The organism is Halorussus salinus, assembly GCF_004765815.2.
Lineage (GTDB): Archaea > Halobacteriota > Halobacteria > Halobacteriales > Haladaptataceae > Halorussus > Halorussus salinus.
The window spans coordinates 179,478-206,249 of the sequence record NZ_ML974129.1; the positions used below are offsets into that span (position 1 = coordinate 179,478).

At 65.9% G+C, this 26,772-nt stretch carries 27 protein-coding genes; 15 read left to right on the top strand and 12 right to left on the bottom strand.

All coding sequences use genetic code 11. The annotated features are described in order from the left end of the window. The first annotated feature begins 5 nt into the window (after positions 1 to 5). The 6 genes from EPL00_RS12780 (at position 6) to EPL00_RS12805 (ending at position 6,442) form a co-directional block, all read left to right on the top strand. Complete coding sequence (locus EPL00_RS12780; RefSeq protein WP_135854547.1) at positions 6 to 698, top strand: competence/damage-inducible protein A; 693 nt, start codon at positions 6 to 8, stop codon at positions 696 to 698. Positions 699 to 1,096: 398 nt separating this feature from the next. After that, positions 1,097 to 1,825, top strand: coding sequence for a hypothetical protein (locus EPL00_RS12785; protein ID WP_202932634.1), 729 nt, complete (start codon positions 1,097 to 1,099; stop codon positions 1,823 to 1,825). A 197-nt stretch (positions 1,826 to 2,022) separates the two neighbouring features. Further along, the gene (locus EPL00_RS12790) at positions 2,023 to 3,108 is read left to right on the top strand and encodes an ATP-NAD kinase family protein (protein WP_135854548.1); all 1,086 of its coding nucleotides are present in this window, start codon (positions 2,023 to 2,025) and stop codon (positions 3,106 to 3,108) included. Positions 3,109 to 3,198: 90 nt separating this feature from the next. Further along, a complete protein-coding gene (locus EPL00_RS12795; protein WP_135854549.1) occupies positions 3,199 to 4,227 on the top strand; it encodes a phosphate uptake regulator PhoU in 1,029 nt (342 codons plus the stop codon). Between the two features lie 128 nt (positions 4,228 to 4,355). Next, a complete protein-coding gene (locus EPL00_RS12800) occupies positions 4,356 to 5,867 on the top strand; it encodes an ATPase domain-containing protein (RefSeq protein WP_135854550.1) in 1,512 nt (503 codons plus the stop codon). Then, the gene (locus EPL00_RS12805; RefSeq protein WP_135854551.1) at positions 5,864 to 6,442 is read left to right on the top strand and encodes a DUF7504 family protein; all 579 of its coding nucleotides are present in this window, start codon (positions 5,864 to 5,866) and stop codon (positions 6,440 to 6,442) included. Before EPL00_RS12800 ends, EPL00_RS12805 begins: the two co-directional genes overlap by 4 nt. Positions 6,443 to 6,602: 160 nt before the next feature. Here EPL00_RS12805 and EPL00_RS24175 read toward each other — a convergent pair whose 3' ends face one another. Both EPL00_RS24175 and EPL00_RS12815 read right to left on the bottom strand, forming a co-directional pair. Continuing rightward, positions 6,603 to 7,001 (bottom strand): DUF7528 family protein, encoded by a 399-nt coding sequence (locus EPL00_RS24175; RefSeq protein ID WP_135854552.1) that lies wholly within the window; start codon positions 6,999 to 7,001, stop codon positions 6,603 to 6,605. A 204-nt stretch (positions 7,002 to 7,205) separates the two neighbouring features. Continuing rightward, positions 7,206 to 8,408 carry an LEA/WHy family protein gene (locus EPL00_RS12815; RefSeq protein ID WP_135854553.1) on the bottom strand — a complete coding sequence of 401 codons (1,203 nt, stop codon included), beginning with the start codon at positions 8,406 to 8,408 and terminating at the stop codon, positions 7,206 to 7,208. Between the two features lie 87 nt (positions 8,409 to 8,495). Between EPL00_RS12815 and EPL00_RS12820 the strand changes: the two genes are divergently transcribed. The 5 genes from EPL00_RS12820 (at position 8,496) to EPL00_RS12840 (ending at position 11,099) form a co-directional block, all read left to right on the top strand. Next, positions 8,496 to 8,681 carry a DUF7525 family protein gene (locus EPL00_RS12820; RefSeq protein ID WP_135854554.1) on the top strand — a complete coding sequence of 62 codons (186 nt, stop codon included), beginning with the start codon at positions 8,496 to 8,498 and terminating at the stop codon, positions 8,679 to 8,681. 164 nt (positions 8,682 to 8,845) lie between these two features. Beyond that, positions 8,846 to 9,070, top strand: coding sequence for a DUF7123 family protein (locus tag EPL00_RS12825; RefSeq protein ID WP_135854555.1), 225 nt, complete (start codon positions 8,846 to 8,848; stop codon positions 9,068 to 9,070). Between the two features lie 101 nt (positions 9,071 to 9,171). Continuing rightward, complete coding sequence (locus tag EPL00_RS12830; RefSeq protein WP_135854556.1) at positions 9,172 to 9,594, top strand: CoxG family protein; 423 nt, start codon at positions 9,172 to 9,174, stop codon at positions 9,592 to 9,594. Then, a complete protein-coding gene (locus EPL00_RS12835) occupies positions 9,591 to 10,394 on the top strand; it encodes a carbon-nitrogen family hydrolase (protein WP_135854557.1) in 804 nt (267 codons plus the stop codon). The genes EPL00_RS12830 and EPL00_RS12835 overlap by 4 nt, the downstream gene beginning before the upstream one ends. Positions 10,395 to 10,538: 144 nt before the next feature. Then, entirely contained in the window at positions 10,539 to 11,099 is a 561-nt protein-coding gene (locus EPL00_RS12840) for a DUF7344 domain-containing protein (RefSeq protein WP_162224213.1), read from the top strand. Positions 11,100 to 11,453: 354 nt separating this feature from the next. Here the strand turns inward: EPL00_RS12840 and EPL00_RS12845 are convergent, their stop codons facing one another. From EPL00_RS12845 to EPL00_RS12860, 4 genes are all read right to left on the bottom strand, one after another. Continuing rightward, complete coding sequence (locus tag EPL00_RS12845; protein ID WP_135854559.1) at positions 11,454 to 12,992, bottom strand: aldehyde dehydrogenase family protein; 1,539 nt, start codon at positions 12,990 to 12,992, stop codon at positions 11,454 to 11,456. Positions 12,993 to 13,138: 146 nt separating this feature from the next. After that, on the bottom strand, positions 13,139 to 13,948 hold the full coding sequence (locus tag EPL00_RS12850; RefSeq protein WP_135854560.1) for an RIO1 family regulatory kinase/ATPase domain-containing protein: 810 nt from the start codon (positions 13,946 to 13,948) through the stop codon (positions 13,139 to 13,141). 52 nt (positions 13,949 to 14,000) lie between these two features. Continuing rightward, complete coding sequence (locus EPL00_RS12855; RefSeq protein ID WP_449405129.1) at positions 14,001 to 14,318, bottom strand: DUF7344 domain-containing protein; 318 nt, start codon at positions 14,316 to 14,318, stop codon at positions 14,001 to 14,003. 94 nt (positions 14,319 to 14,412) lie between these two features. After that, on the bottom strand, positions 14,413 to 15,861 hold the full coding sequence (locus EPL00_RS12860) for an arylsulfotransferase family protein (protein ID WP_135854562.1): 1,449 nt from the start codon (positions 15,859 to 15,861) through the stop codon (positions 14,413 to 14,415). Positions 15,862 to 16,024: 163 nt separating this feature from the next. On the opposite strand from EPL00_RS12860, the gene EPL00_RS12865 reads away from it, so the two are divergent. After that, positions 16,025 to 17,167, top strand: a complete 1,143-nt coding sequence (locus EPL00_RS12865; RefSeq protein WP_135854563.1) for an acyl-CoA dehydrogenase family protein — start codon at positions 16,025 to 16,027, stop codon at positions 17,165 to 17,167. 154 nt (positions 17,168 to 17,321) lie between these two features. Here EPL00_RS12865 and EPL00_RS12870 read toward each other — a convergent pair whose 3' ends face one another. Together EPL00_RS12870 and EPL00_RS12875 are read right to left on the bottom strand one after the other, a co-directional pair. Next, a complete protein-coding gene (locus EPL00_RS12870) occupies positions 17,322 to 17,915 on the bottom strand; it encodes an archaellin/type IV pilin N-terminal domain-containing protein (RefSeq protein ID WP_135854564.1) in 594 nt (197 codons plus the stop codon). Between the two features lie 198 nt (positions 17,916 to 18,113). Next, complete coding sequence (locus tag EPL00_RS12875; RefSeq protein WP_135854565.1) at positions 18,114 to 19,370, bottom strand: Glu/Leu/Phe/Val family dehydrogenase; 1,257 nt, start codon at positions 19,368 to 19,370, stop codon at positions 18,114 to 18,116. A gap of 287 nt (positions 19,371 to 19,657) precedes the next feature. Between EPL00_RS12875 and gdhB the strand changes: the two genes are divergently transcribed. After that, entirely contained in the window at positions 19,658 to 20,959 is a 1,302-nt protein-coding gene (gdhB, locus tag EPL00_RS12880; protein ID WP_135854566.1) for a glutamate dehydrogenase GdhB, read from the top strand. Between the two features lie 16 nt (positions 20,960 to 20,975). On the opposite strand, the gene EPL00_RS12885 is transcribed toward gdhB, so the two are convergent. Together EPL00_RS12885 and EPL00_RS12890 are read right to left on the bottom strand one after the other, a co-directional pair. Next, positions 20,976 to 21,884, bottom strand: coding sequence for an HpcH/HpaI aldolase/citrate lyase family protein (locus EPL00_RS12885; RefSeq protein WP_135854567.1), 909 nt, complete (start codon positions 21,882 to 21,884; stop codon positions 20,976 to 20,978). Between the two features lie 29 nt (positions 21,885 to 21,913). Further along, complete coding sequence (locus EPL00_RS12890) at positions 21,914 to 22,930, bottom strand: outer membrane protein assembly factor BamB family protein (RefSeq protein WP_162224214.1); 1,017 nt, start codon at positions 22,928 to 22,930, stop codon at positions 21,914 to 21,916. A 359-nt stretch (positions 22,931 to 23,289) separates the two neighbouring features. Here EPL00_RS12890 and EPL00_RS12895 point away from each other — a divergent pair, with 359 nt between their 5' ends. After that, positions 23,290 to 23,772, top strand: a complete 483-nt coding sequence (locus EPL00_RS12895; RefSeq protein ID WP_135854569.1) for a MaoC family dehydratase — start codon at positions 23,290 to 23,292, stop codon at positions 23,770 to 23,772. 25 nt (positions 23,773 to 23,797) lie between these two features. Here the strand turns inward: EPL00_RS12895 and EPL00_RS12900 are convergent, their stop codons facing one another. Continuing rightward, complete coding sequence (locus EPL00_RS12900) at positions 23,798 to 24,175, bottom strand: DUF5658 family protein (protein WP_238398197.1); 378 nt, start codon at positions 24,173 to 24,175, stop codon at positions 23,798 to 23,800. 342 nt (positions 24,176 to 24,517) lie between these two features. Between EPL00_RS12900 and EPL00_RS12905 the strand changes: the two genes are divergently transcribed. Further along, positions 24,518 to 24,958, top strand: coding sequence for a DoxX family membrane protein (locus EPL00_RS12905; RefSeq protein ID WP_238398198.1), 441 nt, complete (start codon positions 24,518 to 24,520; stop codon positions 24,956 to 24,958). A gap of 20 nt (positions 24,959 to 24,978) precedes the next feature. On the opposite strand, the gene EPL00_RS12910 is transcribed toward EPL00_RS12905, so the two are convergent. After that, positions 24,979 to 26,757, bottom strand: coding sequence for an acyl-CoA carboxylase subunit beta (locus tag EPL00_RS12910; protein ID WP_135854570.1), 1,779 nt, complete (start codon positions 26,755 to 26,757; stop codon positions 24,979 to 24,981). Between the last annotated feature and the right edge of the window lie 15 nt (positions 26,758 to 26,772).

The following is a 26,772-nucleotide window of genomic DNA, read 5'->3' on the forward strand; positions in this document are numbered from 1 at the left end:
TTTCCATGCAGGTAGCCCTCGTCACCGTCGGCGACGAACTGCTGGCGGGCGACACCGTGAACACCAACGCCGCGTGGCTCGGCGAGCGACTCGGCGAGCGCGGCGCGAGCGTCGAGCGCGTCGTCGTGGTCCCCGACCGGGAGCGCGACATCGCGCGCGTCGTCAATGAGTTGCGCGCCGACTACGACGCCGTAATCGTCACGGGCGGCCTCGGTCCGACCCACGACGACCTGACGATGGAGGGCGTCGCGGCCGCGGTCGGAGTCCCCGTCGAGGAGCATCCCGACGCCGTGGCGTGGATTACCGACCGGACCGACTACGAACGCGGCGACCTCGTGGAGGGGACGACCCACCTCCCGAAAGGCTCCCGGATGCTTCCCAACGAGGAGGGCGTCGCACCCGGTTGCGAAATCGAGAGCATCTACGTCCTGCCGGGCGTCCCCGACGAGATGAAGGCGATGTTCGAGTCGGTGGCCGACGAGTTCGCTGGCGAGACGCGCCACGCCGTCGTCGTGGAGGCCGACGAACCCGAGAGCGCGCTGGTCGAGCGATTCGCGACGCTCCGCGAGAAGTTCGACGTGACCGTCGGGAGCTATCCCGGCGACCACGTGCGGGTCAAGTTACAGAGTACCGACGAGGAGGAACTCGAACGCGCGGCGGCGTGGCTCCGCGAACGCGTCGAGGGCGTTCAGCGATAGAGGTACGCCAGCCATGCCGCGGTGATGGCGAGTCCGACGACCGTCGTCACGATACCTGCGGCGTTGGCCGGAATCGACGCCGATTCTGCGAGTACGAACATAGTAGTCGGTTCCGCGGGCGGTCCCTTAATCCTTGTCAAGCCCGACGGCGGGACCGGATTCTCCGGTCGAAACGCGGCGTTGAATCGGCGAACGGTCCGGAAAGGTGAGCGTAACCCGACCTTTCTTTCCCCGGAAGAATCGGTTTTTTCGACCCGGTACGGCAGGAAATACACCGTTGTCCGGTTGAACAATCGCTAACGGTCGCGTCGGTTTATCTGCGAATCGGGTGAAGTCCCGGTCGCCTGCGACGTGGCGTCTCGGCGTTAGGAGACGCCTACGCAGGGGAGTGATAAACCATGTCAGAACAGTATCAACAGTCCACGGGAACCACGAGTCAACAGACGTACGGCGGGCCGGTCGGCCAGCAGAGCCAACGCCAGCCCACACAGTCGCAAGGAATCGGCCAGCAGACAGGACAGATGGGCCAGATGGGGACCCAACAGTCGGGCCAGAGCCACCAGATGACCCACCAGAACGTCGGCCACCAGTTCGAGTCGGAGATGACCAACGAGCTGAATCAGGCGCTCGAATCCTTCGACCGCGTGGTCGAAATCGCCGAGTGGTGCGCCGACAAGTGCATCGAGAGTGGCCCGCAGATGGCCGAGTGCGCTCGGCTCTGCGAGGACCTCTCGGACCTCGCGTCGCTGAATGAGAAGCTCATCGCGCGCGACTCCATCAACGGGCCGGAGGTCGCCGAAGCGTTCCTGCGAGTCGCCCAGCAGGGACTCCCGATTCTCCAGCAGCACCAGCAGTCGCCCCACGTGCAGGAGACGTATCAGGCGGTCCAGCAGGCGCTGGACGCGACGAACAAGCTGCTGGACTCCATCAGCGGCGGCCAGCAGAGTCCCACGACGGGCATCCGCGAGCAGGTCCAACAGCAGTCCGGCCAGATGGGCCAGCAGTCCGGACAGATGGGACAGCAGTCCCGCCAAACCGGTCAGTCCGGCCAGATGGGCCAGCAGCCACAGGGTCAGTCGTTCCAGCAACCGCAGGGCCAGTCGTTCCAAGGGTCCCAGCAGTACTGAGACCCGACGCCGGGACCTCGACGCCGAGACTCGTCTGACCACTGCACTGCGCCGGTGGCAGTCTACTTTCGCGGTGCGGTTTTTCGCGACGACGCTTCGCCCCGAGCCGTCTGCTCGGGCGTCCGACCGACGGTCCGGAATCGGACCGACTGTCCGGCATCGGACCGCTTTTGCGCTCGACGCGCGTAGCCACGGCCATGCGAACCATCGGCGTCGTGGTCAACCCCATCGCGGGGATGGGCGGCCGAGTAGGGCTGAAAGGCACCGACGGAAAGGTAGCGGAGGCCCGCGAACGCGGCGCGGCCCCGCGGGCACCCGACCGGGCGGTCGCGGCGCTGCGCGCGCTCGGCGAGCGCACTCGCGTCGCCGATTCGGACATCGAGATACTGACCTACGGCGGCGAGATGGGCGAGCGCGAGGCCCGCGAGGCGGGGTTCGACCCGCGAGTCGTGGGCGGACCGGCGGCCGAGGAGACCGCTGCCGCCGACACCCGCGAGGCCGTCCGGCGGTTCGTCGCCGAGGAGGCCGACCTGATTCTGTTCGTCGGCGGCGACGGAACCGCGGTGGACGTGGCCGAGACGCTGGACGAGGCGGACGCCGAAATCCCGATTCTCGGCGTCCCGGCGGGCGTCAAGGTCTACTCGGCGGTCTTCGCGGTGACGCCCGAGGCCGCGGGCCGGGTCGCCGCGGAGTTCGACCGGACCGAGCGCCGCGAGGTCAACGACATCGACGAGGAGGCCTACCGCGACGGCGAGGTCCGCGCCGAGTTGAAGGCCGTCGCCGCGGTGCCAGTCGCCGAGGACCTCCAGTCGAGCAAGCAGGTCGGGGGCGGCACCGTCGAGAGCCTCGCGGCCGGAGTGGCGGCCGACGCCCGGAGCGACGCGGGGACGACCTACCTCCTCGGGCCGGGAAGCACCGTGGGCGCGGTCAAGGAGGCGTTGGGCTTCGAGGGGTCTCCGCTGGGCGTGGACGTGTGGCACGATGGCGAGGTGCTGGCCGCGGACGCGAACGCCGACGAGATTCTGGAACTGCTGGGCGACCGGAACGTCGTCGTGGTCTCGCCCATCGGCGGGCAGGGGTTCGTCTTCGGTCGGGGCAACGACCAGATTTCGCCCGCGGTTATTCGCCGCTCGGAGGTGGAAGTCGTCGCCTCGAAGGACAAGCTAGACGGGGTGGGCGTCCTCCGGGTCGATACCGGCGACGACGAGGTGGACGACGACCTGCGGGGGTGGCGGAAGGTCCGCGTCGGCCGGTTCGAGCGCCGGATGATGAAGGTCGTCTGACGAATTTCGAGACGTGATGAAGGCCATTTAAGGCACAATAATTGTCCCCTAGTGAAGCTTAAGGTCGTCGGGTGCCGTAACCACACGTACATGGAAACTCGTAAGGTACAGCGATTGGGTCCCTCGACGCTGGCGATGACGCTACCAGCCGAGTGGGCCAAGGAGAACAACGTCGAGAAGGGCGACGAAGTGTCGTTGCGGATGGGCGGGAAGGGGACGCTGACGGTCCTGCCGGAGTCGGCCCACACCGAGGAGTCCGAGGCGGTCATCCACGCCGAGAATCTGGACGCCGACGCGGTCGAGCGCGCCATCGTCGCACAGTACGTCCTCGGTCGTCGGGTCATCCACGTCGAGAGCGAGGAGACCCTCGACAGCGCACACATCAACGCCGTCTACAAGGCCGAGACCCAACTGATGGGACTCGGCGTGGTCGAGGAGACCCCCGACAGCATCGCCATCCGGTGTTCGGTGGACCCCGAGGACTTCAGCCTCGACAACCTCTTGGAGCGACTGGAGAACACCGGTTCGACCATGCGCGGCGAGGCGGTCAAGGCGCTGGCCCACGGCAACCCGGACCTCGCACAGCGCGCGCTCAACCGCGAGCGACAGGCGAACAAGATTTTCGTCCTCCTGCTCAGGCTCATCTTCACGGCCTACCAGAACCCGACGCTGGCCCGCGCGGTCGATTTGGACTCCGGGTTCCCGCTCATCGGCTACCGCTCCATCGCCAAGAACCTCGAACTCATCGCGGACAACGCCGAGGACATCGCCGAAATCACCCTCGAAGCAGAGGGCCACACCTTGGACGTGGACGGCCAGACGATGCGCCGCATCCGGGAGTTCACCGACCAAGTGGACGAGATTACCGCGAAGGCAGTGCAGGCCGCGGTCGAGCGCGACTACGACAAGACGCTGGAAGTCCGCGCGCTGTTCCACGAGATCGGCGACCGTGAGAGCGAGATTCTGTCGGACCTGCCCGAGATGGACAACGACTCGCTGCTGGCGGTCCGGGAGGTGCTGGTCAGCCTCCAGCAGACCGCCCAGTACGCCATGCGGAACGCCGAAATCGCGGCGAACCTCGCGCTCAACGAGGAGAGCGAACACACGACCATCAACTGACAACAGTTCGAGACGCCCGTCGCGGCCACAGACGCTCTTTCGCGGTGCGTTCGCGTTGTCTCGCGGACGCCGCGGCAGCTCGTGTCGAGTTCCTCGGTTTTATGTTCGCGTAGTCCAACCACGTTCTAATGGTTGACTCGACTGGCAGTACCGTCCTCGATAGGGCACTCGACGGTGGCCTCCCCGAAAACCGGACGATTCTAGTCACGGGCGGGCCGGGCACCGGCAAGTCCACCCTCGGAATGCAGTTCCTCCAGACCGGCCTCGAAAACGGCGAGAACTGTCTGTTCGTCAGCACCGAGCAGACCGGCGACGAGATTCGCGCCTCCTTCGAACCGTTCTCGTTCGACTTGGACCACGACGCGCTGACGATAACTTCGGTCCACGCCCGGCGGGGCAAGACGCTCGAAGACGACGAACCCGTCCTGACGCTGCAGACGTTCGACGACGGACCGACGCTGGACGACGAGTACGCCGCGCCCTTCGAACCGCAGTACATCGTGGAAGAGCTATCTTCCTACGGTCCCGTGGACCGCGTGGTCCTCGACAGCGTGTCGGGCCTGTCGGCGATGGGCGAGGATTACGACACCTACCGGCGCGCCGTCTTCGACCTCGTGCGCCTGTTCAACGACGAGTTCGGCGCGACCGCGATACTGACCGCCGAGCAGAGCGAGGCGACCGGCTCCGTCGAGGGCGAGCAGTCCATCGCGGCCTCCGACGCGGTGCAGTTCAACACCCACGGCGTGATTCGGCTCTGGCGCGAGAACGTCGAGGGCGACTACCACCGGTTCGTGGAGGTGATGAAGATGCGCGGCGTGAACCACGACACCCGCGTCTTCGAGTTGGACTTCGGCGACGACGGACTCCGGACTTACCCCCGGATGCGGACCCACCCCGGTGAGTTCCGACCCGAGGAGTTCTTCGGGACGGGCATCGACGGTCTCGACGCGCTGATGGGCGGCGGGGTCGCGCTCGGGGGGAACCTCCTGCTCCAACACGACGGGCAGGCCAGTCCCCACTCGGTGTTGACGAACCTCCTCGTCCGAGCCATCGAAGACGACATGGCGGTACTCCTCGTGCCGCCGGTCGAGTTGCCGCCCAAGCGCCTCCGGAGCATCATCGACGACCGGGTGGGCGACATGGACGGACTCCTGAACGACGACCGACTCTTTTTGCTGGATTTCACCAACATCTGGGAGAACACCCGCCGGAACGTCTTCAAGCCCGTCGCCCACGAGGACGAGACCACCGAGAGCGTCTTCCGGACAATCGACGAGCGACGGGGCGACCGGTCGCTCCTGAGTCTCGTCAACGTCGAGGCCCAAGTCCCGGTCTTGGACGCCGACGAACTCCGGCAGGTCCGATTCTGGGAAGAGGAGAACTTCTTCCGACACGAGGACACCTCGGTCTACTTCTTCAATCCCAAGACCATCGGCGAGCAACTGTCGATGTTCTACAAGAACGGGGCGTGGCAGGTCCTCCGGACGTGGATAGACGCCAACGGTCTCCAGTACGTCAAACTGGAGAAGTCCCCGAGCGGCTACATGGGTTCGACCCGACTCGTGGAGTACAGCGACGACGAACCGTACATGAACGTCCAGCGCCCGCCGCGGCCGCCCCGAGGAGGCGACGAGTCGTGAGCGGAGCAGTCGAGTCCCGACTCGCGCCGGGGAGCAACGTCCTCGTGCTGGCCGACCGGTCGGACCCGGAGGCGACCGCGACGTGCTATCGACTCCTGACCGCGCCCGACGCCGACCCCGCGACCCTCAACGTCGTGCAGGTGTCGTGTACCCGGTCGCCCGACCAACTCGTGAGCGAGTGGAACGACCACGTCGGGACTCCTCCGGGGAGTTTCCACGTCGTGTCGGCGCTCGGCGGGCCGTCGCTCGGCGACGAGACGCCGAGTGGCCCCGAGGGCGTCTCGGTCGTCTCGGCTCACCCGAGCGACCTGACCGGTCTCGCCATGCGGATGCGCGACTCCGTCGAGCAGGGGATGGCTCACGACGGCCCGCTCACGGTCGGCGTGGACGCGCTGACGCCCCTGCTTGAGTACAACAGCGTCCAATCGACGTACAAGTTCCTCCACATGTTCTCGGGCCGACTCGCCGAGGTGAGCGCGTCTACTCACTTCCTCCTCGACCCGAACGCCTGCGACGAACAGACCGTCCACAAACTGAAGACGCTCGTGGACGACGTGGTGACCCTCGACGGGTAGCCGGTCGATTCTCGCCGTCACTCCTCGTCGCTCTCGATTCGACTGTCTACCGTTCTCGAAGCGTCGCTCGTATCGTCAAAAGATGGCATCGGTCGTTCCGTCTCGGCTCGTCTCCGGGTCGGTCGCTTCCGGACCGCTGGCTCGGCCTGCGAGGTGGCGGTCAGTCCGCGTTGACCACCTCGCTCTCGGCGCTTCCGCCGGGTTGCTCGGGAGGCGATTCAACGGTCTTTTCGGCGGTCAGCGGGTTGCGCCGCGTTATCGTACAGTCGAAGTTGGGATGCTCCGCGAAGTGGCGCACCAGCATGTGGCGACGCGACCCCGTGATGCCGGTCCGGCCCACGTCGTCGGCCGAGAACTCGGCGGGCAGTCGGTCGAACATCCGGCGCAGTTGGCCGAACTCCTCGAACACCTTCGAGTTGCCCGCCGAGTCGGCCCCGCGCCGGACGACCTCGTAGGTGCCGTCCTCGCGGTGGACGCCCGCGGTCCGGAAGAACTCCCGGCGCTGGGTCAGGGCGTCCCCAACCGCGTCCTGCAGGTCCGCGGCCTCGTCTCTGGACAGTTCGTAGGCGTCGCCATCGACCGCCAGTACTATCGACTCGCCGTCGCTCCGTATCGAAACGTCACTCTCGTCACACGAGAAGAACTCGATCAGGAGCGTCTACACTCCGTGTCATGCGTTGGTACGTCTCTCGCCCTCGGGTATAACTCTACCGGCGAGCGCAAATATGCGCGAGGCCTCCTCGGACGAAGCGGCTTCGGTCGCTCAGACGACCGAGGAGACCGCGAGAAGTCCGTCGTCGGTGGTCGTCGTCTCGCCGTCGGACGCGTCCGTGGTCGTTTCGTCGGTCGTCGTTTCGTCTTCCGCGGTGGGAGTGTCCCCCGCGGCGGTCGTCTCGTCCGCCGCGGTCGTCGCGTCGGTCACCGAGTCGTCGCCGGTCGTCGTCGCGTCGCCGGACTCGGACCCGTCTTCGGCGGCAGACTCGTCCGTGGCTTTCGACCCGGCCTCCTCGGTCTTGCTACCGAAGAGGTCCGTCTCGATGGTTTTGCGGTAGGTCAACTCGTCCAAGGGCACACGGAACGTCTCGCCGCCGAGTTCCAACTCGGCGTAGAAGTCGATGCGGAGTTGGGTCACTTGGTCGTTTTCGAGGTGCGAGACCCACCACTGGTCGAGTTTCCCGTTCCTGATGGCGGTTTGGGTCTCGATAGTTTCCGTGCTGTGACCCTCGATGACGTGGCCGGTCTCGCTCGACCCGTTACCGACCGTGACGTTGTTCATTGTGATGGTGTATCCGATTTCGGTGACTGCCATCGGGAGCGACTTGGCGTTGTAGACCGTGAACCGCATGTCGATTGGCGTCTCGGCGGCCGTCACTTCGCCCCACCGCGCGCTGGTCTCGTTGACGTAGCCCACGGGGTCCGAGACCAGCGGGAGATCGCCGTCGATGGGTCGCGGCTCGGTGGTGTTGAACTGCGAGACGACATCGGTCGAAATCTCGCGCTCGACCGGCGGGGCCGCGACGCTCCGCCCGAGCGTCGCGGAGCGGACCGTGGCGTCCACCCGGAGGTCGGTCTCCTCGTCGTTTCGGACGTGACTGACCCACCACGTCGGAATCTTGTCGTTGTCCATCCGCGTGCTGAACGCGACGGTGCTGTTGCCCGTGCCGACCGAGACGCCCTCCTTGCTCCCGTTGGCCATCGCCACGTCGTTCATCCGCACGTCGTAGGACACCGACACGCCGCCGAGGTTGATACCGATGGGATTGGGGTTCCGGACGACGAGTTCGGTCCGAATCTCGGTCTCCTCGTCGGTCACGTCGCCGAAACTGTTGTGGACGCCGCCCACGCTCGGCGCACCGAGGAGTCCGAGCGAGAGACCACCACCGACGACGACCCCGAGCGCCAACAGTAGCGTCCCCAGTACACGAACCTTACTCCCGAGTAACGCCGACTTGACCGTCCCGAGCATATCTCGTGACCCACACTCCACCCCGTAAAACCTACCGGCGGACGACGAGTAGAATGAACTAAGTTCCGTCCGCCGGAAACGCCGGGCATGGCCGAACACGAGACTGTCGCGAGCGACAAAGGTATCGGACTCGCCACGCTGTTTACACTGCTGGCGGTCGGGTCGACGGTGGCGATGTTCGTGGAACCGGGTGGCGAACTCGCCGCATGGGGCTTCGCGGGTGCCGTCACCGCTGGCGTCCTCGCCGTCGCCGCGGTTCACCTCTACTGGTAGCCCTCCCGTTGCCCCCGACGTAATCTCTACCTAAACAACGGCGAGCGACGATTTCCCGCCGAATTTCGGTCGAATCGACCGGTCCGCTTCGGGACCGGTCGCCGAACTGAGCGATTACCGGCGGGAAATGGTTAAGGTTCCGAACGCCGTAGTACCGTGTAAGGATGACTGACTACAGCGACGAGGAACGGCGCATCCTCGCGTACCTGCGCGAGAGCGTCTCGAAAGGCGAGCGTTACTTCCGTTCGAAGAACATCGCCGAGCAACTCGGTCTCTCCTCGAAGCAGGTGGGGGTGCGACTGCCGGAACTCGCCGAGAAGAGCGAGGAGGTCGACATCGAGAAGTGGGGCCGGGCGAAGTCCACGACGTGGAAGGTAACGCTGGGCTAAGTGGACGGAACGGCGGTCGGAAACGCGGTCGGCGACGGCGACGCGAGCGGAAGCCGCGGGAGGTCCGGCGGGTTTTTGACACCGCGGCCCAAAGTCCCGATATGACTGTCCGGGTAGAGCGGACCTTCGAACTCGAAGTTTCGCCGGAGAACGTGTGGGAGTTCATCGCGGACCCGGAGAAGCGCGCGAGTACTATCAGCGTCGTCGCCGACTACGAACAGACCGGCGAGTACTCCTCTATCTGGCACATCAAGCTCCCGATTCCGTTTCTCGACACGACCGTACCGGTCAAGACCGAGGACGTGGAGCGCGACCCGCCCCGCTACGTGAAGTTCGTCGGCCGGTCGTCGGCGCTCCGGGTGACCGGCGAACACGAGATTCAGGAGACCGAGACCGGGAGTCGCCTCGTCAACCGGTTCACGGTCGAGGGGAAGGTGCCCGGCGTCGAGCGCTTCTTCAAGAAGAATCTGGACGACGAACTCGACAACCTCGAAGCCGCGCTTCGCGAGGAGGCCGCGGCGTGAGAGTCGCGCTCGCCCAACTCGAAATCGAGGGCGGCGCGGTCGAGGCCAACCGCGAGCGCGCCGAGGAGGCCGTCGCGGCGGCCGCCGACCGCGGCGCGGACCTCGTGGCGCTCCCCGAAATTTTCAACGTCGGCTACTTCGCGTTCGACACGTACCAGCGCGCCGCCGAACCCGTCGAGGGCGAAACGCTCGCGCGCATCGCCGACGCCGCCCGCGACCACGGCATCGGCGTTCTCGCCGGGAGTATCGTCGAAGACCTCGCCGAAACCGAGAGCGTCGAGACGCCCGCCGACGAGGGACTTGCCAACACGTCGGTCCTCTTCGACCGAGACGGGTCGCGGCTCGCGGTCTACCGCAAGCACCACCTCTTCGGCTACGAGTCCGCGGAGGCCGAACTCCTCGTGCCGGGCGACCAGTTGGGCGTCGCCGAGTTCGAGGAGACCACCGTCGGGATGACGACCTGCTACGACCTCCGGTTTCCGGAACTCTATCGGGACATCGCCGAGGAGGGCGCGGACCTCGTCCTCGTCCCGAGCGCGTGGCCCTACCCCCGCGTCGAACACTGGAAGCTCCTGCCGCGCGCCCGCGCCGTCGAGAACCAGTTCTTCGTGGCGACGGTCAACGGGTCGGGCGACTTCGAGGACGCCTCCCTGCTCGGTCGCTCGACGGTGTACGACCCGTGGGGAACGACGCTGGCCAGCACGGGCGACGACCCGGACCTCGTCGTGACCGACGTGGACCCGACCCGCGTCGCGTCGGTCCGCGACGAGTTCCCCGCGTGGCGCGACCGGCGACGCTGACTGGACCGATGACGCCGACGAGACCGGTGACGCCGACGAGGGTCAGCCAGCCGTCAGACGGCCACAAGTCTAAAAACCCCAATGTTAATTACGAAGGGGATAACAATATACGATAATAGACAGATGGCCGAAGCGACAACGACGTTGAGTACTTCGAACAGGGGTGGGACGGCGACGCAGGAGCCTTCCAGAGAGGCGATGTTCGACCTGCTCGGTAACTCCCGACGGCGGCGCGTTCTCCGGCACCTGTTGGACGACCGCCAGATCACGTTGACCGACTTGAGCGCACGCATCGCGGCGTGGGAGAACGACACTCCTCTCTCGGACTTGACTTCTAGACAGCGAAAGCAAGTGTACTCGTCGCTCTACCAGACCCACATTCCGCGACTGAGCGAACACGGACTGGTCGAGTACGACGCGGAGGACCGACTCGTCACCCTGACCGGCGACCCCGAGCGCATCCGACGGTTCCTCGAAGTCGAGGCTCCCGAGCGCGGGCGGTTCTCCCACAAGTGGAGTCGCTACTTCTTCTTCACTGCGGTCGTCGGCAGTGCGGTCATCGCGGGCAACTGGCTCGGCACGGCTCCGGCGACCCACGTCACGACGGAAAATCTCTACGGACTGTTGACCGTCGCGTTCATGATGCTCAGCGTCTCGTTCGTGATGGCCGTCGAGGGACAGAAGTTGCTTCGGCTCGGGAACTGAGTTTCGGCGGTTCGTTCTCTCGCGGCTTCGCCGTCGGTCGTTTCGGTCGTCTTTCGGTGGTCCGAGTCGAGGAGGCTACTCCTCGGATTCGAATCGCAGAACGAGCTACCGGAACCGCAGGAAGCTAGCTTGAAGCTCGAACGCGGGGGTCTACCGCGACTGCGCCGTAACCGCACCGCGACCGCGCCGTCGGCAAAATAAAGTCAGCTCCTCAGTGGTCTCCTCAGTCGTCGGATTCTGCGAGAGCGAGACCGAACCTCCGAAATCGCCTACGGCGATTTCTTCACTTCAGTCGTCGCTCTCTACGCAGACGCCGATTAGATTTGCTCGACCACGCAAAGCGAGTCTCGCAGTTTAATCGTCGCCTTCGGTCTTGATGTCCGCACTCAGGCCTTGGGCCATCTCGATGTCCTTGCTGTTGTTCAGCGTCCACGCCGTGCGCTCGGTGACGGCCTCGATTGCCTCGCGGGCGCTCGGGTAGCCGTTGCCGGACTTCTTGACGCCGCCGAACGGCAGTTGGACCTCCGCGCCGATGCACGGGAGATTACCGTAGGCCAGTCCGAGTTCCGCCTCGTCGCGGAACTGGTTGACTTGGCGGTAGTCCTCGGAGATGACCGCGCCAGCGAGTCCGTAGGGCGTGTTGTTGTGAATCTCCATCGCACGGTCCATGTCGCCCGAATACTCGATGAGCGCGACGTGCGGACCGAAGACCTCCTCTTGGATACAGCGCAGGTCCTCGTCGTAGTCGATTTCGTAGACGAACGGACCGACCCAGTAGCCCTCGTCGTGGCCCTCGGGAATCTCGTCGTCGTCCAGTTGTTCGCGGTCCACGAGGACGTTCGCGCCCTCCTCGCGGGCGAGGTCGTTGTACTTGCCGAACTTCTCGACCTGCTCCTCGTTGACCATCGGACCCATGAAGGTGTCTTCTTCGAGCGGGTCGCCGACCGAGACGTTCTGGGCGAGTTCGACGTACCGCTCCTTGAACTCGTCGTACACGTCCTCGTGGACGATGAGGCGCTCGCTGGAGACACACCGCTGGCCGGTCGTCTTGAACGAGGACATCACCGCGGAGTGGACCGCGATGTCGAGGTCCGCGTTCTCGGTGACGACGATGCCGTTCTTGCCGCCCATCTCGCAGGCCGCGAGTTTGCCGGGTTCGCCGCCGACCTTGCCCGCGATTTTGTGGCCGACCTCGCTACTGCCGGTGAACAGCACGGTGTCCACGCGGTCGTCCTCCACGATGGCGTTGCCAGCGTCGCCGAAGCCCTGCACCATGTTGAAGACGCCCTCGGGGACGCCAGCGTCTTCGAGCATCTCGGCGATGATCTGTCCGCACCATGGCGTCTGCTCGGCGGGCTTCCAGACGACGGTGTTGCCCTCGACCAGCGCCAAGGCCATGTGCCAGAACGGGATGGCGACCGGGAAGTTCCACGGCGTGATACAACCGATGACGCCGCGGGGCTTGCGGCGCATGTAGGCGTCCTTGCTCCCGATTTCGGAGGGAACCACGTCGCCGTGGGGGTGGCGGGCGTTGCCCGCGGCCCACTCGACCATGTGCGCGGCCTCGACCACGTCGGCCTTGCCTTCCGAAATCTCCTTGCCGCACTCTTTGGTGACGACCTCGCCGAGTTCGTCGGTGCGGTCCTTGAGTTCGTGGTACACGTCCCACATGTACTCCGCACGGTCGATGTACGAGAGACTGGCCCACTCGTCTTCGGCCTCCTTGGCGGCCGCGAGCGCGGCGTCTACGTCCTCCTCGGTCCCGCGGTGGAACTCGCCGAGTACTTCCTGATTGGACGGATCGACGCTCTCGAAGGTCTCGTCGCCGTGTCCCTCGGTCCACTCGCCGCCGATGTAGTGCTGGTATGTCTCCTCGCTGGCCTGTTGACTCATGCTCTGGCAAAAATTGGAACGGGCACGGATAAAAAGTCTCCCAATTCCGGTCGGTCGCCGGAAAGTCAGACGCTACGTCACGCCCGAAGACGGCGAGAATCGGACGCGTTCCGACCTGTCGGAACGAAACTACTTCTCGCCCGGACTTATCGCTCGTTCGAATCTGCCAACTTCTCGATTTCGCCCTTGACGCTCACGGCGTCGAAGTCGTGGTCGGGGCGGATGTTCACGAAGTCCAGAAAGTCGCGGGCCGCCAGTAGTTCGTCGGCCGAGTAGTGGTCCGCGGCGGCCGCGACCGACGCCCGCGCGCCGATTCGGGGTTCGAGCGCCGCGAGCGCGCACGCGAGGTCGTACGACCGGGCCTCGTCGATGGCGTCTTCCCTGACCGTCGTCGCGTCGATGAAGTACACCTCGCCGTGCTGGACGAGGACGTTCTCTCCTCGCAGGTCGCCGTGAGCGAGGCGGTTGTCGTGCATCGCGGCCAGCGACTCGAACACGTCGGGCGCGAGGAGTTCCACCTCGTCGGTCGCCACCTCGTCGAACGTTCGGAAATCGGGTAGGTACTCCATCACGAGGACCGCCATGTCCTCGACCTCGAACACCTCCAGCGGAGCGGGCGCGTTCAGTCCGATGTCGGCCATGCGCTCGGTCGCTTCGAGTTCCTGTTCGGCCATCTCGACCGGTCCGGCCGAGTGTTCGAAAAAGCCCTCGGTGCCCGACGAGAAGGCCCCGAGGTTGCGCGCGCCGGTGAACAGTGCGTGGACTATCGAGTTCTGGCGCGTGATTATCTTGACGAACCAGCGTTCGTCCACGACGCAGGGCGTCGAGAGCCAGTTGTCGGCGTCCAGAAACTCGACCCGTAACTCCGGCCGGTCGTAGCGCCGCGCCATCTCCACGAAGACCGCTTCGAGTCGCTCCCACTCGATGGTGCCACGCACCAGCCGCCGGATACTCATCGGAGGCGACTAAGCGTCCGGCCCTCAAAAAGCCACTTGCCCGCGCCCGCGGTCAGCAGTCCAGAAAGTCCACTGCGGTCTCGAACTCGGGTCCTTCGTCTACGACGCCGTCGCCGAGGTCCGGGTCGTAGGTCACGATACCGGCCTCGGCCAGTTTCGGCAGGTGAACGTGGCGGAGACTGTGCTCGAGTTCGGTCCGGAACTCCTCGAAGTCGTCGGTCTCCGCGTCCGGAAACAGCGACAGTGCCAGATACGTCGCGAACGAGGGGACCGGTATCGGCAGGTACTCGCGGGTCAGACAACTCACCACTGCGCGTCTTCGGGGGTGTGCCAACGCCCCGAGAGTCGAATTTAGCCGACGCTTCGTCATTCGGTACCCGTCGCTTCTGCCGTCACGAAAAAAAGTCCGTTGGCCCACGAGTCACGGAGTTTATCAGCCCGGTCGGGGACCGACCCCGGCGAGGTCACGCCAGCGACGTGACTACCGAGGCGACGTAGCCGACCGCCGCCAGTCCCGCTAACAACAGGAGCAACCGGACCGACGACAGCGAGTCGCGGGTCGGCAGTCGCCCGACCGGGAGCGCCTCGCGCGACCACCACAGTTCGAGGCCGCCCCAGACCGCGAGGAGACCGACCAGCGCGAACGTCGCCAGCACGTCGTAAAAGCCCATCCACCACGGGAAGAAGTAGCCCAGCAGTCCGTTCTGGACCTCGACGGGCACCGCGTCGCGGACGGCCTCCTCGAACTCCTCGGCGGGGCCGGACGGTGGCTGGACGCGCCGGGACTGGAGGTCGGCCGCGGCGGCGCTCGGTCCGCCCGCACTCTCGTCGCCCGTACCGAGGCGTTCGGCCTCGTAGGCCCGTTCGACGGGCATCTCCCAGACGACCGCGCCGGTCTCGTTCACCTCGAACACCCGGTCGCCGATGGTGTCGGTGACGAGCGTGTTGCCGTCGGGCAGGCGGTCGGCGTCGCGGGACCACTGCATCTCGTCGTCGGTCCAGAGCCACGACCGGTTCCACGAGCCGTTTTCCCGCTGGTACTCCACGATGCGGTCGTTCTCGGAGTCGGCGACGACGATTGCGGGACCGCCCTCCGACTCCGGAATGTAGTCGGGGTTGTGTTGCTCGCGCAGGATTTCGTAGTCGTCCTCGGTGCCGAGCGTCCAGTTCTCCACGATGCCGCGCTGGCGGTCCACGAACGCGACTTTGTCCTGATTGCGCAGGTCCACCATGATTCGCCCGTCGTCGAGGTACTCCACGTCGTTGAGGTGGACCCAGTCTTTCTCGTAGGTGCCGCCGCCGGTTATCGGCAGGTCGCTCTCGGCGGTCCACGTCCACTCCCGGATGCCCGAAGTCGTGTTGACGATGAAGACCGCTTCGTTGCCGATGTCGCCGACGAGGAGATGCGTGTCGTTGATTACGTCCACGTCGTGCCATCGACCGCCGGACATCCGGTGGGAGTAGAGTCGGGTGCGCTCGCCGGTGGTCAGGTTCACGCGCTCCACGACGTTCCGGCGGCAGTCCCCGCGATTCTTCAGCAGGGGACCGCCGTCACAGACCGACTCGTTGAGCCACTCGGTCGCGACGAACGAGACGGTGCGAGCGCCCGTCGGACTCGGGTCCACGTCCCAGTAGGTGCTGTAGTGGTCGGACTGGTAGAGGACGGTTCCGTTCGGGCGGACGGCGACGAGTTCGCCCGAGAGACCTCGCATCCCGGCGCGCTGGACCGCGACGACGGTGACGCCGCGACGCGGTTCGACCACCTGCTCCTGTTGGCCGGAAGCGAGGTCGGCCGACCGGTCGTACTGTTGGTTGGGCGACGGTCCGGCGGTCACGAATCCGGCCGCGAGCGCGAGGACGAGACCGAGGACGAGGGCGGCGAGGACGGCTCTGGGCGGCGTACGACTGGTCACGGTTCCGGGCTACGAGTGGTCGGGATAACAACGTTTCGGCACGGAAGAAACGGTGGTGGACGAGCGATTTTCCCCCGACTCCGCGAGGGGTGGCGCCGCGGAGCGATGGCGCGACGAATCCAGTTGCGGAGAGTTTATACTGTCGCTGGCGCAAAAATTGCGTATGGATTTCAGCCTTCCCGACGAGCATCAGATGATTCGGGACGAGGTGCGTCGGTTCTGCGACGAGGAGATAGAACCCATCGCCCAAGACATCGAGGACGAACACCGGTTCCCCGACGAGATTTTCTCCCAACTCGCGGACCTCGACATGATGGGCGTGCCCGTCAGCGAGGAGTACGGCGGACTGGGCGGCGACCAGTTGATGTACGCGCTCGTCACCGAGGAGTTGGGTCGGGTCTCGGGGTCGGTCGGTCTCTCGTACGCCGCGCACGTCTCGCTGGCCAGCAAGCCCATCGAACTGTTCGGCACGGAAGAACAGAAGGAACGCTGGCTTCGCCCGCTCGCGGAGGGCGAGTATCTCGGCTCGTGGGCGCTGACCGAACCGAGTAGCGGTTCGGACGCCAGCGACATGGACACGATGGCCGAGAAGGAGGGCGACGAATGGGTCCTCAACGGCACCAAGCAGTTCATCACCAACGCCAACGTCGCCGGGTCGGTCCTCGTCAAGGCGGTCACGGACCCCGGCGCGGGCTACGACGGCATCTCGACGTTCATCGTGGACCCCGACGAGGACGACGGCTTCGAGGTCACGACCGTCTGGGACAAGATGGGCCTGAACGCCTCGCCGACCTGCGAGATTCAACTGGACGACGTGCGCCTCCCCGAGGACCGCCTGCTGGGCGAGGAGGGCGACGGTTGGGACCAGACCAAGAAGACGCTAGACGGCGGTCGTATCTCCATCGCGGCGCTCTCGACCGGACTCGCGCAGGGCGCGTTCGAGGCCGCCAAGGAGTACAGTACCGAACGCGAGCAGTTCGGCCAGCCCATCTCGAAGTTCGACGCCATCCGGAACAAGGTCGTCTCGATGGACCGAAAAGTCGAGCGCGCTCGCCTGCTGACTCACAAGGCGGCGTGGAAGTACGACCAAGGCGAGTCGGTCTCCCACGAGAGCGCGCTCGCCAAACTCGACGCCAGCGAGGCCGCCCGCGAGGTCGCCGAGGACGCGGTCCAGACCCTCGGCGGCTACGGCTACACCGAGGACTTCGCTCCCCAGCGGTTCTTCCGCGACGCGAAGCTGATGGAGATCGGCGAGGGCACCAGCGAGATTCAGCACCTCGTCATCGGACGCGAACTCGGTCTGTGAGCCCGTCGAAGTGATACTATCCGTTCTACACTGACGACGAATCGTTGCTAACGAACGAGAGAACCGGAGACCACCGGTGGGCGTCACCGGCGAGGCACCGACGGTGGCGTGCCACGGGCTACGCGACCGAAAGGAGAGAGAATAGGTCGATAGGCTACAGTTCGACCGCTTCCTGATTGGTCAGCGTCTGGGGCACGCTGTGGTGGTAGGTCACTGCGCCCGCGGACGTGACTATCTTGATGGTGAAGTCCTCGCTCTCGCGGAGACCGTGAGACTTGTCGGTCAGTTCTGCGGTATCGAGCGAGATTCGGAACCGGTCGCCTTGGTCCACGAGGACGGGATACGTGTTCTGGATGTCCTTGACGGTGGTGATGTTGAACCGCGTGTCGTTGGCGACGCCGTCGTCGGCTCTGGTCAGAATCTTGCCGCTGTCGGGACCGAGCCACTCGACGGTCGCCGACGAGAGGTTCACGTCGCCCGACCCGGAACTCTTCATGACGGTGAGGTTCACCGTGTGGATTGACTCGTCGTTGCCCACGGCACCGACGGTGCTGACGACCTGCACCCGATTAGTCACTTGGTCCGTGGACTCCTGACCGGTCTGCTCGGCTTTGGTCTGGAGGAAGCCCGCGGTGTTGATGAGTACGCCCGCCGCGATGGCGGCGACCAGCACCATCGCGATGAACACGATGAGGGTACCGATACCCACTTGTGCCCGGTCGGCCCGCCAGTTTTCGGTGTCGAACATGGTTCTCTTCTGTACCGCTATTCTCGTACCGAGAACATAAAACCCCGATACCATTATCAGGAGTGAAAACTAACGCGGAGGTCGAGAAAAAAGGACTGACAGGCTCTCTGCGTCCGTTTCGACCCCTCGCGCCACCTCCCTCTTATAATATATGTTACCTCGAAAGAAAACGAACGTGACTATCCGTTTATGTGAATCTCAGGGCCAGTTGCCGCTCTCGTCGTAGGCGTCCACGACGCGCTGGATGGCGACGACGTAGGCGGCGGTGCGCATGTTCGGCGCGCCGGTCTCCTCGTAGGTCTCGACCAGATTGTCGAAAGCGTCGGTGATGATGCGTTCGAGTTCGTCGTTGACGCGCTCCTCGGTCCAGTGGAACCGCTGGCGGTTCTGGACCCACTCGAAGTACGAGACGGTGACCCCGCCCGCGTTCGCCAGAATGTCGGGGAAGACGTAGGTGTCCGAGTCGGCGAGTACGTCGTCCGCTTCGGGCGTGAGCGGGCCGTTGGCCGCCTCCACGACGACATCGGCCTGCACGTCCTCGGCGAGGTCGCCGTCGATGGCGTTTTCGAGCGCGGCGGGGACCAACAGGTCCACGTCCAGCGTCAGCAGGTCGTCGTTGGAGAACTCGTCGTCGGCCTCGGGGTAGCCCGAGACGCTCCCGGTCTCGTTCTTGTGGCTCTTCACGTCCACGGGGTCGAAGCCCTCCTCGCTGTAGATAGCGCCGCTAGAGTCGGAGACGGAGACGATGTCGGCACCGAGTTGATGGATGAGTTTGGCGGCTATCCACCCGGCGTTGCCGTAGCCCTGCACCGCGACCGACGCCCCTTCGATGTCGCGGTCGAGGTAGTCGAACGCCTCGCGGGCGGTGAGCATGGTCGAGCGACCGGTCGCCTCGACGCGGCCCGCGCTCCCGCCGCTGTCGGGGGACTTGCCCGTGATGACGCCGGGCGCGGTCGTGTTCTCCAGCGTCTCGTAGGTGTCCTTTATCCAGTTCATCTCGCGCTGGCCCGTGTTCACGTCGGGCGCGGGGATGTCCTTGTCCACGCCGATGAACGGGCGCAGTTCCTTGGCGAACGACCGAGTGATGCGTTCGAGTTCCTCCTCGGTGTAGTCGTCGGGGTCGATGACGATACCGCCCTTCCCGCCGCCGTACGGGATGTCCACGATGGCGCACTTGTAGACCATCCACCCCGAGAGCGCCTTGACCTCGTCGCGGGTGACGCCGGGATGATAGCGAATACCGCCCTTGTACGGGCCGCGGTCGCCGTTGAACTCCGAGCGGAACGCCTTGAACACCTCGATGGAGTCGTCGTCCATCTCGACCGAGAGGTTGGTTTCGAGTACGCGCTCGGGGTGCTTGAGCCGTTTCAGCACGTCCTCGCCGACATCCATGTACTCCGACGCGTCGTCGATCTGTTCCTGCAGACTTTCGAAGGGATTTGCTTGCTCGGACATGGGTGGTAATTTCTGCCGTCACCTTACAAGGTCTCGATTGGGACTCATACAGTTTCCGAAACTGCAACGTCGCGTCGGGTCCTATGCGGGCGGTTTTGACTAACCTCATCCAAACCCGACCTCTCACGTAAGTATGTGTATAAGGACCTTAGACAACTCCGTAGCATTAATATTTTGTACGCCTACGGGAACCTACGCCTACGATGCGTCGCCGGGACCGCTCGCTTCGGAGAGTCCGAATCGAGTCGGCCCCACCGCCGAGTCCCGGACGACGTACGAAACGAATCATGCCTCCAGAAACCGTCGAAGCAACCGAACAGAAGGGTAGTGACGAGGAGACCGAAGAACCCGAGTCCGCGCTCGAAACCGCGCGTCGCCAGTTGGAACACGCCGCGGCCCACCTCGACGTGGACGAGGGCGTCATCGAGCGACTGAAACACCCGACCAAAGTCCACCGCGTCGCGGTGCCGCTGAAACGCGAGGACGGCGAGGTCGAGGTGTTCACGGGCTATCGCGCCCAGCACGACGACGTGCGCGGCCCGTACAAGGGCGGCCTGCGCTTCCATCCCCACGTCAGCGAGCAGGAGTGCGTCGGCCTGTCGATGTGGATGACGTGGAAGTGCGCCGTGATGGACCTGCCGTTCGGCGGCGGGAAGGGCGGCGTCGTCGTGGACCCCAAGGACCTGACCGAAGACGAGAAAGAGCGCCTGACTCGGCGGTTCGCCGAGGAGCTACGGAAGTTCGTCGGACCGAAGAAGGACATCCCCGCGCCCGACATGGGTACCGACGCCCAGACGATGGCGTGGTTCATGGACGCCTACTCGATGCAGGAGGGCGAGACCATCCCCGGCGTCGTCACCGGGAAGCCGCCGGTCGTCGGCGGGAGCGAGGGCCGCCAAGAGGCACCGGGTCGGTCGGTCGCCATCGTCGCCCGCGAGGCCGCCGACTACTACGACTACGACCTCGAAGACACGACCGTCGCCGTGCAGGGGTTCGGTTCGGTCGGCGCGAACGCGGCCCGCCTGCTGGACGACTGGGGTGCGAACGTCGTCGCGGTCAGCGACGTGAACGGTGCCATCTACGACCCTGACGGACTCGACACCCACGCGGTGCCCTCCCACGAGGAGGAACCCGAGGCGGTCATGAGCCACGACGCGCCCGAGAAGCTCTCGAACGAGAAGATTCTGGAACTCGACGTGGACGTGCTGATTCCGGCGGCCATCGGGAACGTCATCACCGCGGACAACGCCAACGACGTGCAGGCCGACGTGGTGGTCGAGGGCGCGAACGGCCCGACGACGTTCGCGGCCGACGCCATCCTCGAGGAGAACGGCGTCGAGGTCATCCCCGACATTCTGGCGAACGCGGGCGGGGTCACCGTCTCGTACTTCGAGTGGTTGCAGGACATCAACCGCCGCCAGTGGTCGCTCGAACGCGTGCAGGACGAACTGGAGAAACACATGCTCTCGGCGTGGGACGACGTGCGGACCGAAGTCGAGGCCCGCGACGTGAGTTGGCGCGACGCCGCCTACGTCGTCGCGCTTTCGCGCATCGCCGAGGCGAAGAGTACCCGCGGCCTCTGGCCCTAACTACCGGCGCGTTTTCTCAGTTTTCCGCTGCCGCCTCGGCGTACGCCAGCACGCGCTCGGCCTGTGCGACCAGCGGTGCGTCTATCATCTCTCCGTCCACCCGGAAGACGCCCCGACCCTCGGCGTCGGCCTCCTCCTTGGCGGCGAGGACGTTCTCGGCCCACTCGACGCGCTCGGGGTCGGGTGTGAACGACTCGTTTATCGGCGCGACCTGCGCGGGGTGAATCGCCATCTTGCCGTCGTAGCCCAACTGGATGGCGAACGCGGTCTCGTCGCGCAGACCCTCCGTATCTTCGATGTCGGTGTACACCGTGTCGATGGCGTCCACGTCCGCCGCGCTCGCCGCGAGGAGAACGTGTTCGCGCGCGTGGAGGACTTCTGTCCCCTCGTCGGTCCGAGTCGCACCCACGTCGGCCGCGAGGTCCTCCGCGCCGAAGACGAGCGCGTCCACCTCGCAAACGCTCGCGATGGATTCGGCCGACAGGATTCCGGCCGCGGTTTCGACCAGCGCGAGAATCGGCACGTCGGCGTCGCGCTCGTCCAGCAGGTCCGCCAGCGTCTCGGCGTCGTCGGCCTCCTCGGTCTTCGGGAGCATCACCGAGTCGAGCGTTTCGGCGGCGTCGCGCGCCGTAGAGACGCTCGATTCGTCGTCGGCCGCTTGCTCGTCCGACGCGCCCCCGAGGACGCCCCGGAGGTCGTCGTCCGCCGCGATACCGGTCGGATTGACCCGGACGCAGACCTCGCAGTCGGGCGAGAAATCCGGGTCCGTAAGTATCTCGCGGACCGCCGCGCGCGCCTCGTCCTTGGCGTCGGGGGCCACCGCGTCCTCCAAGTCGAAGACGATTACGTCGGCCCCTGCGCTCGGCGCTTTCCGCATCATCGCCGGACGGTCGCCCGGCGTGAACATGACGCTTCGTCGTGGCATACCTCGAACGAAGAACTCCGACGTTTCAACTATTCCGAAAGCGAAAGCGCAGTGACGGTCCCACCGCAGTCGGCCACGTACGCCGTCGCGTCGGCGACGACGACCGGGGCCACGACTGCGTCCGTCGCCCGGCACCACCACAGTACCGTCCCCTCCTCCCTGTCCAGCGCCCACACGTCCCCCGCCTCGGTCGCCGCGAGGAGGGCGTCGTCTGCGACCGTCGGCGAGGCCCAGACGCGCGAGCCGAGGTCGGTCCGCCAACGGACCGACCCGTCTACCGCGTCGAAGGCGTAGACGAAGCCGTCCCCACTTCCCACGAAGACGGTTCCGTCGGCCACCGTCGGCGACGCCCACACCGCGCCGCCGGTCTCGCCGCGCCACCGTTCCCTGCCCGTCGTCGCCGAAATCGCGGACACCTGACCGTCGTCCACCGTGGCGATGTACGCGGTGTCGTCGGTCACCGCGGGCGCGCCACCGACCGCGACCGAGGAGGCGAACCGCCAGCGTTCGCGGCCGTCGGTCGGGTCGCGGGCGTACGCGCCGCCGTCGAGACTCGCGAGGAGGAGTCGGCTGCCGTCGTGTGCGAGCGCGCAGAGCGCCCGCGCCGCGTTCCGGAACGTTCGGCGTCGAGAGCCGTCAGCGCCGTGGAGGGCCGTGATTCGGCCGCCGTCGGCCGCGACGAAGACCTCGCCGTCCGCGAGTGTAGGCGACGCCTGTACGCCGCCCTCGGTCACGAACTCCCACAGGTTGTCGCCCGTCGCGGCGTCGAGTGCGACGACCGAACCGGAGTCGGCGGTCCCGCAATCGCGGCCAGCGTAGACAGTTTCCCCTGAAACTGTCGGTGCAGTGGGTCGGCCATCGGCCCACCGCGACCACCGTTCGGTGCCGTCGTCAGCGTCGAATGCGTGCGTGCAGCCGTTCGCACAGGCGAGATACACCGTGCCGTCGCCGACCGCGGGCGCGGTCTCGGCCGGGCCGTCGGCCCGGAACCGGAAACGAACCCGCGGGTCGTCCGAAGTCGCGCGTCGGTGGGTGGCCGCGGTCACACGCTCGTCCGAGTCGGCGGTCGTCGGACGCGAACGCGCGCCCGGTCCGGGCGACTCGCGTGCGTCCGCTCCTCCGGCCGAGGGCGTCGCGCCCCGCGGCGTCCCTCGCGCCGCTTCGCTGCCGGCGGTCGAACCGACTCGGTTACGTTCCCCTGTCTGCGGTCGTACCCACTCGAACCGACTGGCGTCTTCGGACATGGTTAAGCCTCGACTGTGACTGACTGCGACTCGATTTATTCGTCACGTAGCCTTTGTTATGGGCTGATTACCGACGCGTAGGCGGTGCCTGAAACGGTCTGCAACCGTCCGGCCGCGCCGAATCGGCGGGATTTTTGCCGGGTCGCGCCGACGACTCTCGCATGACGGGACTCTACTACGAGGAGTTCGAGGTCGGCGCGACGTACGAACACGAGAAGCGTCGCACCGTCAGCGAGTCGGACAACCAGCAGTTCTGCGACATGACGATGAACCAGCAACCGCTCCACCTCGACGCGGACTTCGCCGCGGACACCCAGTTCGGCGAGCGGTTGGTCAACGGTCTCTACACGATGAGCCTCGCAGTCGGCGTCTCCATCCCGGACACGACCGACGGCACTATCGTCGCCAACCTCTCGTACGACGAGGTGGAGCATCCGAACCCGGTGTTCCACGGCGACACCATCCGCGCTCAATCGACCGTGACCGACAAGCGCGAGACCAGCGACGGCGAGCGCGGCGTCGTGACGATGCACGTCGAGGCGTTCGCGGTGAACCGCGACGACGAGGGCACCGAGGGCGACGGCGAGACGCTGGTCTGTGAGTTCGACCGGACGGTGCTGTCGCTGAAGCAGGAGAACCAGTAGCGGGCGGGTCCGAGACGGCAAGGACCTATCCGAGAACTATCGCGTAGAGCGAGAGGTTGACGACCACCGCACCCATCCACGGGACCGCCAACCCCGCGGGCACGAGGAGACCGTGTTCGTCCGGGAGCAACCACCGACAGCCGACGCCGACCCCGAGCGCGAACAGTTTCAGCCCGACCATCGCCGCGAAGCCGAAGCGGTCGAGCGCGGCCCGCGCGACCGGGTTGGATTCGGTCAGCCCCATCTGGAGGCCGTAGTAGGTCGTGAGCAGGTCCCCGACCAGCGCGACGCCGACGAGAATCCAGAGCGTTCGCTCCCAGCCGTCGATTCGGGCCAGCGGGGCGGTCAGGCGTCGGGGCTCCTCGCGAACGGACGACGGCCAGTGGAGTCGGTCGGAACTCATGATGAAATCCGGCGCGGAGTGCGCCTCGTCACGACTGCAACGTCGGCGCACGGGGCAATTGTTATAAGGCTCCTTAGCTCCTGATACGGGCGATTAACCCGACGAGCGCCGGGGGAGCCGACGGTTCGGCCGCCGACAGAGAATCTGCGCGATAGTCGCTGAAACGCTCGAAATCCGAAGTTACGGTGTCGATACGCCGCGGCAGTGGCGCGCTACCGCTCCGATGGCACCGGCGACCGACCCGGACGACCCCGCCGACGGACTCGACGTTGCCGACAGACTCCGACGGCACTTCCGACGCGACCGGGAGGATTTTCGGCGGTCGGGTCCCTACCCCCGGACGTGTCCCGGAGTAGCGCGCGCCGGACCGTCGAATCGGCGTTCGAGAGCGTGGCGTCGCGGCTTCCCTCCTCGGCGGTAGTGACGCGGGCGGGTCTCGGCGCGATGCTGGTCGCCGCTGGCGTCCACAAACTGCTGGACCCGGCGGCGTGGGCGGTCTACGTCACCGACTGGCTCGCGCCGCTGTTGGTGGTCTCGCCGGTCGCCTTCATGCTGATAAACGGCTGGCTCGAAATCGGGTTCGGACTCGCGCTCCTCGCGGACCGCTACGTCGCGCTCTCGGCGGCGGTCGCCGCGGTCTCGCTCTCGGCGACGATTCTGTACCTGCTGGTCGTCTGGGCGACGACCGGGCGGTTCGGCGACGTTATCGCGCGGGACATCGGACTGGCGGCGCTGGCGCTCGCGGTGTTCGCCGACGCGGTTCGCGGGGCAAAAGCGGGGTGAGGACGAGGGGCGACGGCGGACTACAGAATCGTGCCGTGCTTCTTGTCCGGCAGGTCCTTCTCGATGCCCTCGTAGAAGGCGAACCGGTTCTTCAGTTCCTTCCGGAGTGTACTCGGCGGCACGATGTCGTCGATGACGACCTCGCTGGCCATCCGATGCACGTCGATGTCCTCGCGGTACTCTTCGCGGAGTTCCTGCTCTTTCTTCGCGCGCTCCTCGTCGTCGGCGATTTCGGAGAGCTTGCGGGCGTAGACCGCGTTGATGGCCGCCTCCGGCCCCATGATGGCGATTTCGCCGGAGGGAAGGCCGATGACACTCTCGGGGTCGTAGGCCGGACCGCCCATCGCGTAGATGCCCGCGCCGTAGGCTTTCCGGACGACGACGGTCTGCTTGGGGACGGTGGCGGACGACGTGGCGTAGATGAACTTCTTGCCCTTTTCGAGGATGGCGTCCTCCTCGACCTGCGACCCGGCCATGAAGCCCGGCGTGTCACAGAGGTACAGCAGGGGAATTTCGTAGGCGTCGCAGGTCCAGATGAACTCGGCGGCCTTCTCGGCGGCGTCGGGGAAGATGGCTCCCGCGCGCTGTGCTGGCTGGTTGGCCACGATGCCGACCGGGCGGCCGTCGATGCGGGCGAACGCGGTGATGATCTCCTTGCCGTACTCGGGCTTGAGTTCGAAGTAGGACTCGTCGTCCACCACGCGGTCGATTACGTCGGTCATGTCGTAGCCCTTGTTCGGCTCTTGGGGGACCACCGAGTCGATACCAGCGGGCGATTTGAGCGGCGGCTTGCCCTCCGTCTTCGGGGGCTTCTCGTCGGCACTGTCGGGCAGGTAGCTCACGAGGTCGGCGACGAGTTCCCGCGCGTGTTCCTCGTCGTCGGCCACGAGGTCGGCACTTCCGGACTTCTGGGCGTGAACGTCCGGGCCGCCCAGTTCTTCGAGTTCGATGTCCTCGCCGGTGACCATCTGGACCATCCGAGGAGAGGCGATGGCCATCGCGGACATGTCCCGGACCATGATGGTGAAGTCGGCGAAGACGGGGGTGTAGGCCGCGCCAGCGATGCAGGGGCCGTAGAGGACGCAGATTTGCGGGACCGCGCCCGAGAGCATCGAGTGGTTGTAGTAGTACTTCCCGATGCCCTCGCGGTTGGCGAAGAAGCCGGTCTGCTGGTCGATGCGACCGCCCGACGAGTCCATCAGGTAGAGGACGGGCTTGCCGTTCTTCAGCGCGCGCTGTTGCATCCGGAGGAACTTCTCGACGCCCTTCTCGGCCATCGACCCGGCCTTGACGGTGAAGTCGTTGGCCATGAAGTGCAACTCGCGGCCCTCGAACTCGGCCGCGCCCGTGAGCAGGCCGTCGCCGGGCAGTCGGTCGTCGTTGCCCTCCTCGACCTCGGGGCTGTCGGGGTGCCACGCGTCGAAGTTAGCGAACTTGCCGTCCTCGAAGAGGAGTCCGTCCTCGCCGAACCAGAGGTCGAGGCGGTCCCGGACGAACAGTTTGCCCTGCTCTTCGAGTCGGTCCTTGTACTTCTCGGGACCGCCCAACTCGATGTCCTCGATTTCGTCCCACAACTGCTCCTCGCGCTCGGTCGGCCCGAGGTCGTCGGATTGGGCGATTGCCTCTGCGGCGGCCTCGGCTCCTGCGTTCGGGGGACCGGCGGGGGCCTCCCGGACCACCGCGGGCGCGTCGGCGTCGCCCACGTACACTTCCACTTCGTCCCGGACGTGTTGGGCGAGCGCCTCCGCGATGGCCGAGGCCTCCTCGTCGGTCGCACCGTCGCTGACGCGGACTTTCATACAGTCCAGTCCGGC